The organism is Dasania marina DSM 21967 (assembly GCF_000373485.1).
GTDB classification, from domain to species: domain Bacteria; phylum Pseudomonadota; class Gammaproteobacteria; order Pseudomonadales; family Dasaniaceae; genus Dasania; species Dasania marina.
The window spans coordinates 310,677-329,145 of sequence record NZ_KB891576.1 but is presented as its reverse complement, the minus strand read 5'-3'; the positions used below and the strand labels follow the sequence as shown (position 1 = coordinate 329,145).

Here is an 18,469-nt window from a genome sequence, read left to right as displayed (position 1 = left end):
TAATTCAATAACACTGTAATCAGTGTTCATTATTTTTAAACCACTCAAGGTTTCAATAACTGGCTGAGTTAAGGCGTGACAACGCTTGCTAGTACCAGCAAAGTTTGTCGTTACAGCGGTAACAGTTCTTCACGGGCCCGCCCATGTAACTAAAGCCAAAACCTCAGTCCGGTGGCCCGATAGTAAGGTTTTGCTACTGTTCCAGTCGCTGTTGTGTGGTTCGGATTGTTACCATGTGATGCTATTTCTATAAGAATCATAACGGGAAATAACGACTAATTCGTAAATTAGTTGTCGCACAGGGGTTCCCAAATGACCGGTTTAGCATGTCGTGGCTTAATGGTAATGGAGCTCCGGTTATACAAACCTGCCAGTAATATTACCTAGTCCCTGATAGCGAACACAGAATGAATCGCCTTTATTGACCTGTACCGCTGCGGTTATGGCGCCAATCATAATGTAGCTACCTGCTGGGATTTCTTCATCGCGCTCTGCCAGCATATTGGCCAACATGGCGACCGATGATGCTGGATGACCCAGCACTGCAGCACCTGCACCTAGTTCAACAACTTGGCCGTTGACCTCCATGACTACGCCGATATTTTTCAAATCGATATCTTCTACTCTGGCCATGCTGCCGCCAGCAATAAAGCGACAGGATGAGGAGTTATCAGCGATAACACTTTTTAGGTCGAATTTAAAATCCTTATAGCGTGAATCGATCACTTCTACCGCAGGCATCACAAAATCGGTAGCGCGAAGGACGTCGCCAATATGGATGCCGGGGCCTTTTAGCGGCTCCTTAGTGACAAAGGCTAGCTCCGCTTCAATTTTTGGATGTATTAATTCGTCATGTTTGATATCGCCGCCATCAGGGATGGCAAAGTAGTCTGCCAGAAAACCGTAACAGGGGTGTTCGACTTTCATCTGTTTCATCTTTGCCCATGATGTCAGCCCCATTTTCATGCCGACAATTTTATGTCCGCGTGATTCTTTACGGCGGCGAATTTCCCACTGAATATCAAATGCATCTTCATAGGTCATGTCGGGGAAATCATTCGTTATTTTACTAATTTCATAGGCGCCTAACTCGGCATTTTCACAATGCTCGGCTAGTTGTGCAATTTGTTGTTGCGTTAGATTTCCCATTAAATTAACCCCTGCTGTTTTGCCATAGTAAGCGCCAGATCTTCAATCATGTCTTCTTGGCCGCCTACGGTACCGCGGCGACCCAGTTCTACCAGAATATCCCTAGCTTGGATGCCATATTGTTTTTCCGCTCGTTGGGCAAATAGCAAAAATGAGCTGTAAACACCGGCATACCCCAATGTTAGGGCGTCGCGATCAACACGGATCGGTTGGTCCATCATGGGCACAATCAGGTCTTCGGCAACATCCATAATTTTATAAAGGTCTATATTGTGTTTGGCACCCATCCGCTCCAGTACCGCCACAAACACTTCCAGTGGTGTGTTACCGGCCCCGGCCCCCAATCCAGCGACCGAGCCATCTATGCGATTGGCGCCAGCTTCAATAGCAGTGAGGGAGTTAGCGATGGACATGCCCATATTATGGTGGCCGTGAAAACCGATTTCGGTCGCGGGGCTAAGTTCAGATCGCAAGAGGGAGATTTTTTTGCTGACTTCATCGGGCAACATATAACCGGCGGAGTCTGTGCAGTAAATGCAGTTAGCGCCGTAGCTCTCCATCAACTTGGCCTGTTCTAGTAATTTTTCAGCGCTGACCATATGTGCCATCATTAAAAAACCGACTGTATCCATTTCCATTTTTGCGGCCATAGAAATGTGCTGCTGAGAGACGTCAGCTTCAGTGCAGTGTGTGGCGACACGAATAGTGTGTACACCGCAATCTCGGGCCATTTTTAAGTGGTCGATGGTTCCAATACCAGGTAATAACAGTGCCGATACCTTGGCATTTTTCATTTGCGGGATAACTGCCCTGAGATAATCTTCGTCGCTGTGGGCAGGAAAACCATAATTTACCGAGGCGCCGCCTAGACCATCACCATGAGTGATTTCGATCAGTGGCAGGCCTGCTTGATCGAGGCCGATAGCAACTGCGACCATTTGTTGCAACGATATTTGATGACGCTTGGCGTGCATGCCATCACGCATACTCATGTCGTGCAGCGTTACAGTTTTATTGGTTAAATCCATAGTCTTTCTCCTGTTATCCGCGCGTTGGCAGTGTGATAGCGCCTTGGCAGGCTTGTTCGGCAAACAGTTCGCCGGTGCGAAGTGCGGCTGCTGTCATGATGTCTAGGTTGCCGGCGTACTTAGGTAAGAAATCGCCCAGGCCTTCCACTTCCATAAACACCGTTACTCGCTTGTCGTCGAACACTGGCCCGTTGACCAGCTTGTAGCCTGGGACATATTGTTGAACATCGGCCACCATCTCGTGAATCGATTTGGTGATGGCCTGTTGGTCAGGGGTTTCCGTGGTAAGGCAGTGAATAGTGTCGCGCATTAACATCGGAGGCTCAGCTGGGTTGATTACAATAATCGCTTTGCCTTTTTTAGCACCGCCGACTTGTTCAACCGCAGCGGCTGTGGTGCGAGTAAATTCATCAATGTTTTGGCGGGTACCCGGGCCTACCGAACGGGAGGATACGGTGGCAATAATTTCTCCGTAATCTACCGCTTGTACTCGCGATATAGCCGCTACCATCGGGATAGTAGCCTGGCCTCCACAGGTCACCATGTTAACGTTCATAGCTAGTTGTTTAGATAGTGTTGTTAAATTGACCGGTGGAATGCAAAACGGGCCAATGGCTGCAGGGGTTAGATCTATCATGATGACCCCCAGCTCATTGAGTTGGCGGCTGTTTTCGGCATGGACATAAGCTGATGTGGCATCGAAGGCGATACGGATATCGTCTTCAATGACTTTGTTCAGCATGCCCTCTAGGCCCGAGCTAGAGGTTTTTATGCCCATATCATTGGCTCGCTTAAGGCCTTCTGATTCAGGGTCTATACCCACCATCCAAACCGGGTTTATCCAGTTAGAACGTTGCATTTTCATTAATAGATCGGTGCCGATATTACCGGGCCCGATAATCACTGCGTTTAATTTTTTATTCATGATTTATTCCTAAAATGACTATTGCTTGACTGGCTGTTGTCTTTTCCTCTCAGGTGAAGCGCACTGATGCTGAGCCGATACCGCCGATACTTACGGTCATAAAATCTCCAGCTTGTACAGGTTCTAATGGCACGAGTGAGCCTGATAAAATGACTTCACCTGCTTTTAGTGCAATACCAAACTGACCTAGTGTGTTAGCCAGCCAAGTGACGCAATTGACTGGGTTGCCGAGTGCTGCAGCGCCTGCGCCGGTAGAGATAATTTGGCCATTTTTTTCGACCACCATACCGCAGGTGGATAGGTCGACTTTGGATGGATCAACAGCATTGTCGCCGAGCATGAACAAACCGCAGGAGGCATTGTCGGCGACAGTATCTTGGATTTTAATATTCCAGTTTTCGATACGTGAATCGACGATTTCAAAGCAAGGCATAACGCACTCGGTGGCAGCCAAGACGTCGGCGTTGGTAATGCCTGGGCCGATTAAATCTTTTTTCAAAATAAAGGCAATTTCCCCCTCGGCTTTAGGTTGAATTAGTTTGCTACTAATAGGCATTTCCGCACCTTGGCTATAGGCCATGTCGTGGGTCAAGTAGCCAAAATCTGGTTGGTACACATTGAGCATGTTCTGTACTGCTTTGGAGGTGACACCAATTTTTTTGCCAATAATTTTCGCTCCGCCCTGTATGCGCCGCTCTAGCATTTGTAAGGAAATATGGTAAGCGTCGTCAATACTGATATCTGCGTATCGTTCAGTCAGTGGTTGCAGGGTGCGGCGTTCAGTCATCGCGGCGTACAGTTCATCACCGCAGGCCAGTATTTTAGTTTTATCCATAATGTATAAGTCTCTGTCAGGGATTGTCGGCTTCGGACAAAAAGTCCAGTACCAAGCGGTTAAAGCGAGCAGTGTGTTCGATTTGGGTCCAGTGGCCACAGTGGCCAAATACATGGAGTTGAGCGTTGCCAATCCACTGACTTAAGGTGAGGCTGGTTTGTAGTGGGATTACCTGGTCTTCACGGCCGTGAATTATCAATGTTTCATGGGGCAGGGCGCGAATATCTTGTTCAGCACTAGCCAAGGCATCGACCCAGCGTTGCCTAGGGGCGGGGAACATGGCGGCAAAAGCCTCCTGAAAGCCCGGTTGAATACTGGCCTGATACCGTAGCTCAGCCAGTTCGTCATTGACCAGGCTGCGGTCGTGGGCAAAAATATCCAACAGTGACTTCATTGCTTCGACGGAGGGTTGATAGCCCCAAACCGCATCTAAACCTTGAGTGATGTCAAAACTTACACCAACACTACCCATTAATACTAGGCGACGTATACGCTCAGGGTGACGTATTGCCAGTGCTAGTGACAAGGCACCACCAAAGGAGTTGCCGACTAAATCAGTTTGCTCAATACCAAGCGTGTCGAGAATAGCAATGGCGTGATTGACCCAGCGATCAACGCTGTAGTGGTTGTCGGCTGGCCTCTGGGTAAAACCAAAACCTATCATGTCTGGAGCAATCACTCGGCGCTGTTTAGCCAGTTCGGGAATGGTCAGCCGCCAGTTGGCCCAAGCGCTTACGCCGGGCCCCGAACCGTGGATCATCATTACTGGGTAGCCGGTTCCCTGATCATGCAGGTTGGTCATAATACCGTTGATATCAACCATGCGATCAATTTCAGGGTCGTTGGTTACAGCGCTAACTGTCATAACAAGGTTTCCTATCTGGATGTTTGTTGGGCAGCTATAACTTGATACAGATATTTTTAATTTCTGTATAAAACTCTAGCGAGTGCACACCACCTTCGCGACCTATACCGGATTCTTTGGCACCTCCAAAAGCTGTACGGAGATCACGCAAAAACCAGCTGTTGACCCAGACAATACCTGCCTCCATGGCCTCGGCAACGCGACAGGCTCGGCTGCTGTTTTCTGTCCATATGGTTGCTGATAAGCCGTAACGGGTATTGTTGGCTAGCGCAATCACTTCGGTTTCACTATCAAAGGGACGAATATGGCAGCAGGGACCAAAAATTTCTTCATTGACTACGCGCGCATCATCATTTAATCCGGTCCAAATAGTTGGTTCTATCCAAGCGCCATCGTTAAGCTCTGCGCCCATATCAGGTACACCACCACCAATCACTACAGTGGCACCTTCTTGTTTTGCCAATTGATAATAAGAGAGTACTTTGTCACGGTGTTTATGGCTGACCAATGGTCCAAAATCGACACTAGGGTCTTCAGGGCGGCCAAGCTTTAATTGTTCGACCCCCTCTTTCAGTCGTTGCACAAATTGTTCGAAGATAGGGCGTTCCACATACACACGTTCAGTACCGAGGCACACTTGCCCACAATTGACGAAGGCTGAACGCATAGTGCCTTCAATGGCTTTATCCAAGTCGCAATCAGCAAATACCAGTGAAGGGTTTTTGCCGCCGCATTCCAGCGACACATTACGTAAGCCTACAGCGGCCGATCGCATAATGGCTTCCCCCGTACGGGTTTCGCCAGTAAACGTGATGGCATCAACGTCGGGGTGGCCGCTTAGCATGGCGCCAGCAGAATTCGGGCCGAAACCGTGTACTACGTTATAAACACCGGCTGGTACACCGCATTCCTGCATAACTTCACCTAACAGTGTTGCTGTGGCTGGAGTTTCCTCTGAGGGTTTGACTACCACAGTGTTACCACAGGCCAAGGCAGGACCGACCTTCCATGTCATCAATAACAGGGGAAGGTTCCAGGGACTGATTACTGCAATAACACCTTTGGGACTGCGGTGACCATAATTGAGCGCGCCTTTGCCATCAGGTGTGTCCAGTTTAAAAGACTCTGTGGGGTGGTTGGCTAGGGTTTCAGAAAAGGCCTTGAAGTTAGCTGCGCCACGGGGGATATCAATATGCGAGGCGATTTTATGTGGCTTGCCGGTATCCAAGCACTCGGCCTGTAAAAATTCATCGAAACGTTCATTGATACGTTCAGCTACCCGGTCCAGCAATTGGATACGTTGTGCCTGCGTCATATCACCCCAGGGCCCTAGCAGCGCAGCTTTAGCCGCTGCCACTGCGGCATTAACTTCTGGTTGACCTGCTTCAGCTACCTGGCCGATCAAATGATTATCGACTGGACAGCGGTTTTCAAACACCACCTGACTGGACGATGCTGAAAACTCGCCGTTAATAAAATGATTAAACTGTTTCATGAGGCTCTCACTTGGTATTGCTCAGGTTCACTTGAAAATTACGCCTAAAAACCGTTAGGTTGATATCAGGTCAACACCGTTAAAAAACGCTCGTTTAAAACCCGGTCATGATAAAAAATAGCCTTACCTAGCGCTTCAGTTTGCCAGGTTACTGTGGGGTGATCGGGATAGTGATAATCACCACCACAGAACACCTCGGTACGGTTGCCAGAAGGATCAAAGAAATAAATGGTTTTCCCGTGAGTTAGTCCGTGGCGGGTTGGGCCAATATCAATTGATACATCGTGCATAGAAATTAGGTCGGCAGCACGAAGCACGTCTTCCCAAGTTTCCAGTAAAAAAGAGCAGTGATGGAGCTTGCCGGGTTCGGGGTGTTCAATAAAGGCAATGTCATGTGCCTTGGTGCTGATAGATATAAAATGTGAGATGGCGGTACCGTCTGGTTCAATGACCTGTTCGGCAATATCAAACCCCAATACTTCACAAAATATTTTAGTGCTAGCAACAATGTCAGGGCCGTATATCAAGCAGTGGTCAAAGCGAAGTGCTTTCATACCTTTTAGACCACGTGGCCAAGCTTCGGGATTAATGTTTTCTACCCCCCATTTACCGGTTTGTTTTTTAGTAGCAAATAGTTCAAAACAGTGTCCACTGGGAGTATTGAATTGTACTCGGCGACCACAGTCTTTAAGATCGCCTGCAGGGACGTCAGTAACTTCGCAGCCATATTCAATCAAACCAGATCTCAGATTATCAAGAGTATTTTCATCCAAACACTTGAATGCCATAAAATCCATTCCAGGCGAGTCGGATTGTCGTAGAACCACAGAGAATTTGTCTACTTCAGTCCAGCCTTTTAGATAGACGCGACCTTGATCATCTCGATCCATCTCAATTAAGCCTAGAAGATCGCGATAATGTTTAAGGGCTTCTTCAATGTCCATTACTCGTAACTGAACATGTCCAGGTCGCATTACACCTTTCTTCATGAGTTATTCCTCTCGTTATTATTCTGGTTATATTTGTTTATGTGTTTCGTTATTTATCTGTGCTAATGATGCGCTGCTCACAAAGATCGGATTCTATTGTCATATCGCTGGAGGGAATTACTCGACAAGCAAGGGCCAAACCCGCGTGACTATCCTGTTCATTTATCTGTGTCTTGCTCATGGATTTGCAGGCATAGTTACCTGAAATAATCCGAATTTTGCATAAACCACAACCACCACAACGGCAACCCACCTTGATACAACGTTTATTGGCTCTTTCCATGGCTGCTAGTAATGTTTCTCCGGCAGCGCAGGAATAGCTATTATTTTTGTTAGCTACCAGTATCTGGTAATCACTCTTGAACAGGCTCTGATTGCTGCTGATTGCCATAAAAAATAACCATTTTTATTTTTGTGATTTATAGGCTGATTGCAGGTTGCGTGCCAATTTCTGGCAGAAGTTAATCTGAATCAATTACGAAGTAATAACACGCTGAAAATAAAGGGGTTTTTACAAAGGATATGTGCTGGCTGAGCAAGTTGGCATAAACGAATTAGTTTATAACGCTGGAGGGGTAATGAGCAGTACATCATTAAATGATGCACTCTACGTTAAATAATTGATCTGATGGTGAAGTCAGTAAGGTAGTTATCGGCGAGTAGTTTTTGGAAGAAAACCCCCGCGCCGATAACTAGTTAGTTAGCTTTGTTGTTTCTTTAGGCGGTAAGCCATCTGTGGACGAGTAATGCCCAGCAGGCGAGCAGCTTGGGCTATGTTACCATCGGTTTTGTTCATGGCATGCTTGAGTAATTGGCTTTCCAGTTCATCTAGGTTCAGGTCGTTGGCAAGTAACTGTTCGACAATATTGTCAGGTGCGGATTGTTCGTTGTGATCGTCAGGGCTAACCTCCCCTGTTCGGGTGGAGATATACATTGGATGAGAGGGCTCAATCAAGGATGGAAATAATGATTGCATATCGATGCTGTTATTATTGTCGGTCAGAATAATACCGCGTTCGATCATGTTTTCAAGTTCGCGAATATTGCCAGGCCACTTATAATTGGCTAGAGCTTGCATCGCCTTGTCAGAAACACCACTGGTTTTTTTATTGTACAGGGCGTGGTACTTTTCCAGAAAGTGCTCAATTAGCAGTGGAATGTCTTCTGTTCTCTGACGTAGTGGAGGGATGTATACAGGAAAAACATTTAATCGGTAAAATAGATCCGCTCTGAAACGACCCTCTTTGACTGCTTCATCCAAATTTTCATTACTAGCGGCTACTACACGAACATTAATTTTACGGGTTTTTATATCGCCAACGCGTTCCATTTCTCCCTCTTGTAAAACTCGTAGCAAGGTGGCCTGGGCGCGGGGGGAAAGTTCAATGACTTCATCTAGAAATATGGTTCCACCGTCGGCGCGTTCAAATTTTCCTTCACGTGATTCAGTGGCGCCGGTATAAGCGCCTTTGCGGACGCCAAATAATTCGGACTCTATCAAGTCTGGAGGAATGCAGGCACAGTTGACTGCAATAAATGCCTTGTCCGCACGTTCACTACTCAGGTGAAGCCCCTTGGCAACTACCTCCTTGCCGACGCCTGTTTCACCTTGTAATAGCACCGTTACGTTACTGCCAGAGGCACGTTTAATTAGGTGGCATACTTGTTTAAACGCGTCAGACTGGCCGACAGAGTTAATTAATAAATCGGTAAGCGGGCTGGTGTAGTCAGCAATTTTTTCCCGCAACGTAGATATCTCGTAGCGCAGGGCAAACAGTTCTTCGACGATGTGGTCAGGGAGTAATTGCCGTTCTAGTTCTTCCTGATCATCCCAGTCTTCAGCAAATTTTCCGACAATATGACAGTGGCCATGTCCTTGACCTCGACATTGTGTTTCTTTGAAAATTATTTTTCGGCCAACAAAGTAGGAGGAGAAACCACTAGCATAGCCTAATAGCATCCAGCAGATAGGCTCGGCGGTAATACCAAAATCAGCAGTATGGATATCTGATTCAAAAGAGCCATGCCAGTTAAATTCACTATAAAATTTACCGTTTTCTAGGTCAATATCGAGTGTTTCAAGCTCAGCTTTAACCATCCCTTTCAAACCGTGCAGCTGAGGACCAACCATAAAGGCTTCTGCTTTGGACATGTCAGGGCGTAATTTATGCGCTAGCTCCGCATCTTTTATACCGGATTGATAACCAAATCGCATTAAAAACCCTCTCGCCCGCTCAACCCCAAGAGTGGTAATTAGTTCTTTACGCAATGACCCCATAACAGAAGAGTGGATGAGCAGCATACGGTGCTCATCAAGCCATATCTTACCGTTCTGATAATCAAATTGAATTTTGTTGATTAAATCTTCAGGTGTTGGCATAGGCTGTTTAATTTTTTGAAGCATAGTTTTTCCCAAAAAATGTATTTTTTATTATTGATTTTAAGCCGAATTTAAATATCAGTTTTACTTATAAAAAACAACATCCTTGAATATACACCAAAGTGGGGAAGGTTGTTATTTTTGATAATAAAAATTACCAGTGGCGGCAGGCTGTCCAAATCATTAGTTTGGGCAGTTACTGTCACCATTTAATCACTTGTTGGCCGGTAGAGATATAGACTGACTAACAATCTATTTGATTTTTTTAAATGACCTAATTTATATCAGGCTGCGTATTTTTGTTATATAAAACAATAAGTTGTGTTTTATATGGTGAGTGTTTGTTGGGTTTTTTTGAGATCTGGCATAGCTATTGCTCTATGACTTACTAAGACGTTTGATAGCAGGAAGACGATAACAAGGTTTTGTTAACGATGACTAATAATAAGAAGTTAAGCGCTGTTAGACATTCTGAGATTTCTAATAGTCTTGAGCAATTTAAAAAATATATCCGAGTACGTAGCGCAGATGAAGCACGTTTTGTCGAATTCGATTTTGCTATTGATGATCCTTCTTTGTTTGTTGAGCTGGTACTGCCAAAACAAGCGTTCAAAGAATTCTGTGAAAAAAATAACGTAATATTTATGAGCGTTAAACAGATGGATGCTAACGATAAAGACTCAATAAAATGGCGTTATGGTGATGAAACATTGGTTTCAAATAACCATGACCGATGACAGGCTATAACTAACCGGAAACCCATAATATGTCTCTTGAAATAAAAACAACCACTTTGCAGACTAACAGAAATACTTATGCAAATATCGAACGTCGTTTCGGTGATAAGCCAGCCAGTCGCTATCAAGAGGCATCCTATGACTTACAGTCAACGGAGTTCTTTCACTGCAGGCCGCTATGGCAGCCGGAAAAAACAATCAACGACGAGACTCGTACCGTTATAGTTATGGAGGACTGGTATGACTTTAAAGATCCTCGACAATTTTACTACGGTGCTTACGTGCAGCAGCGCAGTAAGATGCAGGAAGCGGCTGAGAATAATTATGCTTTTTTTGAAAAACGTAAACTTGATCAATTGTTGCCCGCGGGTATAAAAGATAAGTTGGTTCGTTATCTAGTCCCTTTGCGTCATGTCGAACATGGCGCCAATCTCAATAATATGTATGCCTGTGCCTATGGTACTGGCACCACACTCACCCAAGCCTGTTTATATAACGCAATGGATAGGCTGGGTATTGCGCAATATTTGTCTCGAATCGGCCTGGTGCTGGATGGCCATACTGGAGAAACATTGGCAGAAGCAAAACAATACTGGATGGAAGCGCCAATTTGGCAGGGTCTGCGGGCTTATATCGAAGAGACGACTGTAACTGAGGATTGGTTTGAAGTATGGGTAGCGCAGGATGTTGTACTCGACACCTTGCTATATGACCTCTATTACCGTCAATTTGATCAATGGCTACATGCAAACGGCGCTCAGGATGTAGCTATGTTGACAGAGTTTATGCAGACCTGGATGAAGGAAAGTAATCGCTGGGTAGATGCGGTATTGAAAACGGTAAGTGCTGAATCTGACGATAACCGAGAGCAAATGGAACAGTGGTTAAGCAAATGGAAAGCAGCCGCGATTAAAGCTCTACAGCCTTTGGCTGAAGATTTACTAGGTAAAGATTCCCTAAACGATTCTGTCGCAGTGCTCGATAAGCGCCTAGATAAAGCCGCTTTATTTCGCTAATTGAAAGGAACATTATCCATGTCAAAAGTTTATATCGCACTACAAGATAATGATGAATCGCGCTATATCGTCGAAGCCATTGAGCAAGACAATCCTGCAGCAACTGTTATCCATAACCCGGCGATGATTAGAATAGAGAATGAAGGTCGCTTAGAGATCAATCGACATACTGTGGAAGAGATTATGGGGCGAGAGTGGAATATTCAGGAATTGCACTTGAGCCTAATTACATTGGGCGGCCACGTAGAAGAAGACGATGATTCGCTGGTGTTGCACTGGAATACATAAAAATCAGAGAGGTAGCAAGGAAATGACTGCAAAGAAATTAAGCCTAAAAGAAAAATACAGTTTATTAACTCGAGATCTTGACTGGGAATACAGTTACGCAGATAGAAAAAAGGCTTTTCCTTATGAGGAGTTTGAGGGAATAAAAATTACTGACTGGTCAAAATGGGAAGATCCATTCCGCTTGACTATGGATTCTTATTGGAAATACCAAGCTGAGAAAGAGAAAAAGCTGTATGCGATATTTGATGCTTTCTCACAAAATAATGGGCACTTAAACATATCAGATCCACGCTATGTCAATGCTTTGAAGCTGTTTTTGACAGCAGTATCTCCATTGGAGTATGAGGCCTATCAAGGTTATGCCCATGTGGGCAGGCAGTTTAATGGTGTGGGTGCTCGGGTAGCCTGCCAAATGCAATCAATTGATGAATTACGCCACTGCCAGACTCAGTTACACGCTATGAGTCACTACAATAAATTTTTTGACGGTCTACAAGATTTTAGGAAAATGCATGATAGGGTGTGGTATTTATCAGTTCCAAAATCATTTTTTAATGATGCCAGAGCATCGGGTCCTTTTGAATTTCTAGTGGCGGTGAGTTTTTCCTTCGAATATGTTTTGACCAACCTGTTGTTCGTGCCGTTTATGTCTGGGGCTGCACATAATGGTGATATGGCTACAGTGACCTTTGGTTTTTCTGCCCAGTCAGACGAGGCTAGGCATATGACACTGGGGCTGGAGATTATTAAATTTTTGCTTGAACAGCATGAAGATAACGTGCCGATTGTTCAGAAATATATTGATAAATGGTTTTGGCGAGGTACACGTCTTTTAAGCATAGTTTCTATGATGATGGACTATATGCTGCCCAACAAAGTGATGTCTTGGAAAGAAGCTTGGGAAATGTATTTTGAGGATGCCGGCGGCGCCTTGTTTAAAGATTTAGCCCGTTACGGTATTCGTATGCCGAAATTTTCTGAAGTTATCGAAAAAGAAAAAGAACATATATCGCATCAAACTTGGTGGACTTTTTATAATTATGGTCATGCCGCAGGTTTTCATACCTGGATTCCTTCAGATGAAGAGTTGGATTGGTTGTCTGAAAAGTATCCGGATACATTTGATAAATACTATCGTCCTCGTTGGGAGATGGCTAAGAAGCTGGAAGCTGAAGGTAAGCGGTTTTATACAAAAGCATTGCCGCAACTTTGTAACATCTGCCAGATTCCAATGTTATTTACCGAAATGGATGACCCATCTCAAATCTGTTTTCGTGACAGTATTTACGAAGGGGAACGCTACCACTTTTGTTCAGATGGGTGTAAGACCATATTCGACGATGAGCCGGAGAAGTATGTGCAGGCTTGGCTTCCCGTACACCAGATTTTACAGGGTAATTGTGGCGGTCCTGAGTTGGAAAAAATACTTAGTGACTTTTATGGCTTTAATGTCGGTGCCGACAACATGGATATGAAAGGTTCACCGGATGAGAAGCGTTGGAAAGCCTGGAAAGGTGTGGCCTGAATTAATTACTTGCGAATCGTTGCAAGCAACCCGACGTTGAAAATTGAGATAACATATATGACCTTAAAAGCGATAGTGCCCGACTACAAGGGTGAAGTGTTAGACCGAATTGAAAATTTTAATGGTAACCAATTACTATTTATCAACTGGGATTATCATTTGTTTTTTTGCGCCCCTTTTGCCTACGCAGTTGCGCCAGACATCTCCTTCCAGTCACTTTTGGATAACGTTATCTCTGAAGCTTTCAGCCAGCATCACGAGTTTAAAAATATTAACTGGCAGATAGCGGAATGGCAGTTAAATGGCGAACCATTTATTCCACAAATGGATGTTTCTCTAGCTAATCAGGGTATCGATCATAAGTCTTTATTACGATTTCAGACTCCTGAGTTACAGGGTTACCAAGGTGCCCATGTTTAAATTGACTTATTAGGAGCTAATATGAGTTACCAAGTGACCATTGAGCCTACTGGCGATGTCATCGACGTTGAAGAAGGCCAGACAATTTTGGATGCAGCGCTTCGACAAGGTGTATGGCTGCCTTTTGCCTGCGGGCATGGCACCTGCGCTACCTGTAAATGTCAGCTCACTGAGGGAGATGTGGATTTGGGCCCCGCTTCGCCCTTTGCGCTGATGGATATAGAGCGAGACGAAGGAAAAATACTGGCTTGCTGTGCAACACCGGAATCGGATTTGGTAATAGAAGCTGATATTGATGTTGATCCTGATTTTGCTGGTTACCGTATTAGGGATTTTAATGCGACAGTGACAGAGGTTCGGGATCTTTCACCCACTATCAAAGGGGTGTTTTTTGAGCTGGACGAGGAAATCGAATTTCAGGCGGGTCAGTATATTAACTTACAGCTACCTGGGGTCAAAGGCGTGCGTGCTTTTTCGATCGCAAATAAGCCCACAGCAAAACGCCAGCTTGAATTACATATTCGTTTGGTGCCTGGCGGCGCAGGTACGGCCTACGTGCATGAGCAACTAAAAGTTGGCGATCAGTTGGCGGTATCTGGCCCCTATGGGCAGTTTTTCACTCGCAAGTCCAACGATATGGGAGCAATTTTTATCGCTGGGGGGTCGGGTTTGTCCAGTCCTCAAGCGATGATTCTTGAGCTACTAGAAGACGAGGATACACGGGCCATTTATTTATTTCAGGGGGCTAGAAATGTCGCTGAATTATATAACAGGGAGTTGTTTACTGCGCTCGAGCAACAACACAGTAATTTTCATTATATACCAGCCATTAGTGCACCGGTGTCAGGTGATGAATGGCAGGGTTATATCGGTTTTGTTCATGAGGTCGTACACAATTATTTTGATGGTCGGTTTGATGGGCATAAAGCCTATCTCTGTGGTCCACCACCGATGATTGATGCAGCTATATCTACTTTGATGAAAGGTCGACTGTTTGAGCGGGATATCCATATGGAGCGCTTCCTCACGGCAGCTGACGGTGCAGAACAACAGACACGATCGGCCTTGTTTAAAACTATATAAGCTTAAAATAATCGAAGTTAACCCTCTACAGTAGTGGCAATTTATCGCAGTGGGAAAGTGTAGTTAGCTAATCAGGCTTCATCATTTGATCAATCAGTGGGTGAATTGATCACTCCCTATAGCTTCACTATTGTTTTGGGAAAATATTTGGCTTTGATTAATTATTTTAAGCTATTGATAAATAAGTATAAATAATTTTATTAGCTGGGTTTTATATCGCTGGCACAGTGATTGCTCTCAGTTAATTAGCGTCTTTATAAAAATAATAGGTAATAAAAAGTGAAGTCGACAATAATAGTAGATACCAGTCCCCCTCAATTATTACATTCCCCGTTCGAGCTGATGCAAGCAACACCATTAGCGGGAATGAATATTCTATTGGTTAGTATTAAAGCTCTCGCATTAACGTTATTACTAAGTGGTTGTGAAGCAAAGTTGAATTTGGAAGCTGTTGAACAGCTTAAACAACAAAGCATACGCCGCACTGATAACTTTCAGGCCGTGGTTGCTAATGATAAAACAGTCGTCGCGGTAGCTAACGACGGCGTGATATTGCTGAGCAGCATTGACAATATTGACTGGCAGCGCAAGGTCATTGAGGGTGAACCATCATTTGTTGATGTAGTCACTTGTCCCGATCAAAGCTTTGCCGCGTTGAGCATGGATAAGACCGTCTGGATCGGCAGTGTTGAAGGTCAGCAATGGCGTCCCATCCCAATATCAACCAGAGAAGACCTATTGTCGTTAACCTGTGCTCCGGATAACAGTTTATGGCTAGTGGGGAGCTTTTCTACGGTGATTCACTCTACAGACAAGCACAATCAATGGCATGCAGTTACTCTCGACGAAGATTCTATGTTGACCAGTATTCAATTCGTCGATGCGATGACAGTGTATGTGACGGGTGAGTTTGGCCTAGTAGCACGATCCGATGATGGCGGGAAAAATTGGAATGATATTGAGTATGCGCCGGATGATTTTTATATTCATGGTGCTTATTTTCGCTCTGCAACCGAGGGTTGGATTGGTGGACTCAGTGGGCGAATATTTTATACCGCTGATGCCGGTGTTAATTGGACGCGGCAAACCACACCAAACAATGCGCCTATTTATGGTTTTAAGGCTGCTTCTCAAGGTTTATATGCCTACGGGGACCATAACACATTGTTAAAAAATAACGGCGAGAAATGGGCTTCGATTTCCGTGAGTGGTAAGCCAGTATATATTGGTGGGATAGAGTTTATCTACAGCGGGGTGGTGATATTGGCGGGTGGTGTTGGTACGTTATTGAATTTTGATTTTTTATCCCCTTCTTTTTTAGCTGAACAAGGGGGCCAATAACATGGGGAAAAAATATTCAGAGAAACACAAGACCACTCATGCTATGCACAAGTTTGAAATGGTTGTTTTCAATCACCCCAAGATTATTTTGGGTGCCATATTGTTGATTACGGTTTTTTTCGCATGGCAAATTCCCAGTGTAAAAATGTATTCAGATTTTTCTGACTTACTTCCCCAGGAACATAGTTATATTGAATTGCACAATGAGATAAAAGAATCATTCGGTGGTGCAAATGTCATAATAGTTGGGGTTGAAGTAGAACATGGCACGGTCTTCACAAATTCCGCACTGCAAAAAATACACCGTATTACAATGGCAGTGGATAGTTTACCGGGAGTGAACCATAACTTGGTTACCAGTGTTACCCATCGTAATTCCAGAAAAGTACGCATGACACCGGAAGGAAACGTCGACTCCAAATCCTACTACGACCCACAGGGTGGGGTGATGAGTACTGATACTCTCTTACAGTTAGAGGCTGATGTTATAGCAGATTCTCGTATTTATGGGCCATTGGTATCGCCGGATAAAAAAATGGCGTTGGTCAAAGCCCAATTAAATGAAGGGCAACTGGATTACATTAGTACCTTTAATGAAATTCAGAAGATGCGTACGTCTGAGCAAGTAAGCGGAATTAAAATTCATGTCACTGGTCAGCCGATGTTGGTGGGGTGGGCTTATCAATACCTAGACCAAATCATTGAAATATTTTTGTTCACCGCACTGATTATGGTGTCGTTGCTAATCTATTATTTCCGTAAAGCTTATGGCGTACTAGTTCCTCTTGCTGCGGTGATTGTGTCTTCTATCTGGGGTGTTGGCATTATCGCCCTGTTTGGTTACAACCTCGATCCACTGGGCTTGGTGATTCCATTTTTAATCTCGGCCAGAGCTATGTCGCACGGCATTCAAATTGTCGAGCGCTATTATCTGGAACTCAATAATCACAGTGACCACCATCGAGCCGCCCGAAGTACGTTTGAAAATTTATTCAGGCCCGGTAGCTTAGGTGTGGTTTCTGATGCTGTAGGGTTATTGCTGATTGCCATTGGCTCCATTCCATTAAATACCAAACTGGCCCATTACGCCTCGCTATGGGCGCTATGCATGATCGTGACGGTGTTACTGGCTGTCCCTTTGCTACTATCACTATTACCCAAGCCCAATAATGTCACCATAAAACCAAATATATTTCGCAATGTAGGTTTTTTCTGTGCTGAGCTGATTAGCAGTAAAACTGCTGCCAAGCGTGCTCTGTATATTGCTTTAAGTTTCTTATTAATAGGTGGGTACTTTGCTTCGACAGTTGTAATAGGCGAATCTGAATCTGGCTCTCCTATTTTGTATCAAAATCACGATTACAACCTATCTTCAAAATCGATAAATGATAGCTTTCCTGGCTCTGAAGAGCTTTATATTGTTGCTGAAACTGAAAAGAAAGGAGGTATTAAAAATCCGAAGGTACTCGCCGCGTTAAGCGATTTGGAAAAGCATATGATGCTTGATCCCGAGGTGGGAGGCGCTAAGGGTATTCCGGACTTAATCAAACAGGTCAACCGTTTGTTACATAATGATGATCCTCGCTGGATGCAAATACCCAACGATCCTGTATATGTGGGAGGGCTGATGTTCACCTACATGATGTCTAGTCCAATCCCCGGCGCACTAAATGAGTTTGTCGATACCGATGAGCGGTTGGCAAACCTAGTGTTTTATTACAAAGATCACCAAGGTGAAACCATTCGTCGTGCAATTTATACCGCCAAGCAATGGATTAATAATAATGTCGACAGAGTAGCAGGGCTGAAATTTCGTTTAGCTGGCGGCACTATCGGGGTCACGGCTGCCATGAATGAAGCCGCTTATGAAACAAATCTTTGGGTTCTGCCGTTGGTGTTTATTTTAATATTTGTGTTGGTAATGTTTTTTTATCAGTCGCTGGCAGCAGGTAGCATGATGTTTATGGCAATGTTATTTGCTACGACTTTGACTTACGCCTATATGGGAGCCTCTGGTATGGGTATCAATATTAACACTGTGCCTATTATCGCTGTTGGTGTTGGCGTTGGCATTGATTATTCAATTTATATGATGGATAGAATACGCGCTGAAATGGTTGACTTGAAGGAAATAAATCAGGCAGTAAAACGAGCAATTAGTACCACGGGGTTGGCTATTAGCTTTACGGCAATTACTTTAATTGCCGGAATTGTTATGTGGGTAGTGTTGTCTGATCTGCGTTTTCAAGCTGATGCTGCGTTGTTGTTAACTGTGATGGTGTTATTAAACGCCGCCGCAGCAATGTTGCTGGTGCCCAGCTGGATACTGGTATTTAAACCGAAGTTTATTTGCGAAGCCTATGCCGACGAAGACGGAGTTATTCATGTCTGAG

General features: G+C 44.6%; 17 protein-coding genes. 8 read left to right on the top strand and 9 right to left on the bottom strand.

The window, feature by feature from the left end; genetic code table 11:
• Nucleotides 1-357 precede the first annotated feature (357 nt).
• The 9 genes from dmpH to B067_RS0106015 form a co-directional block, all read right to left on the bottom strand.
• A complete protein-coding gene (gene dmpH, locus B067_RS0106055) occupies nt 358-1,149 on the bottom strand; it encodes a 2-oxo-3-hexenedioate decarboxylase (protein WP_019529175.1) in 792 nt (263 codons plus the stop codon).
• Complete coding sequence (dmpG, locus tag B067_RS0106050; protein ID WP_019529174.1) at nt 1,149-2,177, bottom strand: 4-hydroxy-2-oxovalerate aldolase; 1,029 nt, start codon at nt 2,175-2,177, stop codon at nt 1,149-1,151. Before dmpG ends, dmpH begins: the two co-directional genes overlap by 1 nt.
• 13 nt (nt 2,178-2,190) lie before the next feature.
• Entirely contained in the window at nt 2,191-3,102 is a 912-nt protein-coding gene (locus B067_RS0106045; RefSeq protein ID WP_019529173.1) for an acetaldehyde dehydrogenase (acetylating), read from the bottom strand.
• A 49-nt stretch (nt 3,103-3,151) separates the two neighbouring features.
• Nucleotides 3,152-3,937, bottom strand: coding sequence for a 2-oxopent-4-enoate hydratase (dmpE, locus tag B067_RS0106040; protein ID WP_019529172.1), 786 nt, complete (start codon nt 3,935-3,937; stop codon nt 3,152-3,154).
• A 16-nt stretch (nt 3,938-3,953) separates the two neighbouring features.
• Nucleotides 3,954-4,802 carry an alpha/beta fold hydrolase gene (locus B067_RS0106035; RefSeq protein ID WP_019529171.1) on the bottom strand — a complete coding sequence of 283 codons (849 nt, stop codon included), beginning with the start codon at nt 4,800-4,802 and terminating at the stop codon, nt 3,954-3,956.
• 34 nt (nt 4,803-4,836) lie between these two features.
• Nucleotides 4,837-6,297: a 2-hydroxymuconic semialdehyde dehydrogenase gene (locus tag B067_RS0106030; protein WP_019529170.1), complete on the bottom strand. Its 1,461-nt coding sequence runs from the start codon at nt 6,295-6,297 to the stop codon at nt 4,837-4,839.
• Nucleotides 6,298-6,362: 65 nt separating this feature from the next.
• Nucleotides 6,363-7,286 (bottom strand): catechol 2,3-dioxygenase, encoded by a 924-nt coding sequence (locus B067_RS0106025; RefSeq protein ID WP_026244459.1) that lies wholly within the window; start codon nt 7,284-7,286, stop codon nt 6,363-6,365.
• 49 nt (nt 7,287-7,335) lie between these two features.
• Nucleotides 7,336-7,677: a 2Fe-2S iron-sulfur cluster binding domain-containing protein gene (locus tag B067_RS19755; RefSeq protein WP_019529168.1), complete on the bottom strand. Its 342-nt coding sequence runs from the start codon at nt 7,675-7,677 to the stop codon at nt 7,336-7,338.
• A gap of 309 nt (nt 7,678-7,986) precedes the next feature.
• Entirely contained in the window at nt 7,987-9,690 is a 1,704-nt protein-coding gene (locus B067_RS0106015) for a sigma-54-dependent Fis family transcriptional regulator (protein WP_019529167.1), read from the bottom strand.
• Nucleotides 9,691-10,100: 410 nt separating this feature from the next.
• On the opposite strand from B067_RS0106015, the gene B067_RS0106010 reads away from it, so the two are divergent.
• The 8 genes from B067_RS0106010 (at nt 10,101) to B067_RS0105975 (ending at nt 18,468) form a co-directional block, all read left to right on the top strand.
• Entirely contained in the window at nt 10,101-10,403 is a 303-nt protein-coding gene (locus B067_RS0106010; RefSeq protein ID WP_019529166.1) for a phenol hydroxylase subunit, read from the top strand.
• Between the two features lie 29 nt (nt 10,404-10,432).
• Nucleotides 10,433-11,419: an aromatic/alkene monooxygenase hydroxylase subunit beta gene (locus tag B067_RS0106005; protein ID WP_019529165.1), complete on the top strand. Its 987-nt coding sequence runs from the start codon at nt 10,433-10,435 to the stop codon at nt 11,417-11,419.
• A gap of 18 nt (nt 11,420-11,437) precedes the next feature.
• Nucleotides 11,438-11,707: an MmoB/DmpM family protein gene (locus B067_RS0106000; protein WP_019529164.1), complete on the top strand. Its 270-nt coding sequence runs from the start codon at nt 11,438-11,440 to the stop codon at nt 11,705-11,707.
• A 22-nt stretch (nt 11,708-11,729) separates the two neighbouring features.
• Nucleotides 11,730-13,232: an aromatic/alkene/methane monooxygenase hydroxylase/oxygenase subunit alpha gene (locus B067_RS0105995; protein ID WP_019529163.1), complete on the top strand. Its 1,503-nt coding sequence runs from the start codon at nt 11,730-11,732 to the stop codon at nt 13,230-13,232.
• 57 nt (nt 13,233-13,289) lie between these two features.
• Complete coding sequence (locus B067_RS0105990) at nt 13,290-13,652, top strand: phenol hydroxylase subunit P4 (RefSeq protein WP_019529162.1); 363 nt, start codon at nt 13,290-13,292, stop codon at nt 13,650-13,652.
• Between the two features lie 21 nt (nt 13,653-13,673).
• The gene (locus B067_RS0105985) at nt 13,674-14,735 is read left to right on the top strand and encodes an NADH:ubiquinone reductase (Na(+)-transporting) subunit F (protein WP_019529161.1); all 1,062 of its coding nucleotides are present in this window, start codon (nt 13,674-13,676) and stop codon (nt 14,733-14,735) included.
• 279 nt (nt 14,736-15,014) lie between these two features.
• The gene (locus tag B067_RS0105980; RefSeq protein ID WP_156820765.1) at nt 15,015-16,076 is read left to right on the top strand and encodes a sialidase family protein; all 1,062 of its coding nucleotides are present in this window, start codon (nt 15,015-15,017) and stop codon (nt 16,074-16,076) included.
• A 1-nt stretch (nt 16,077) separates the two neighbouring features.
• Nucleotides 16,078-18,468: an efflux RND transporter permease subunit gene (locus B067_RS0105975; RefSeq protein WP_026244455.1), complete on the top strand. Its 2,391-nt coding sequence runs from the start codon at nt 16,078-16,080 to the stop codon at nt 18,466-18,468.
• Nucleotide 18,469 lies beyond the last annotated feature (1 nt).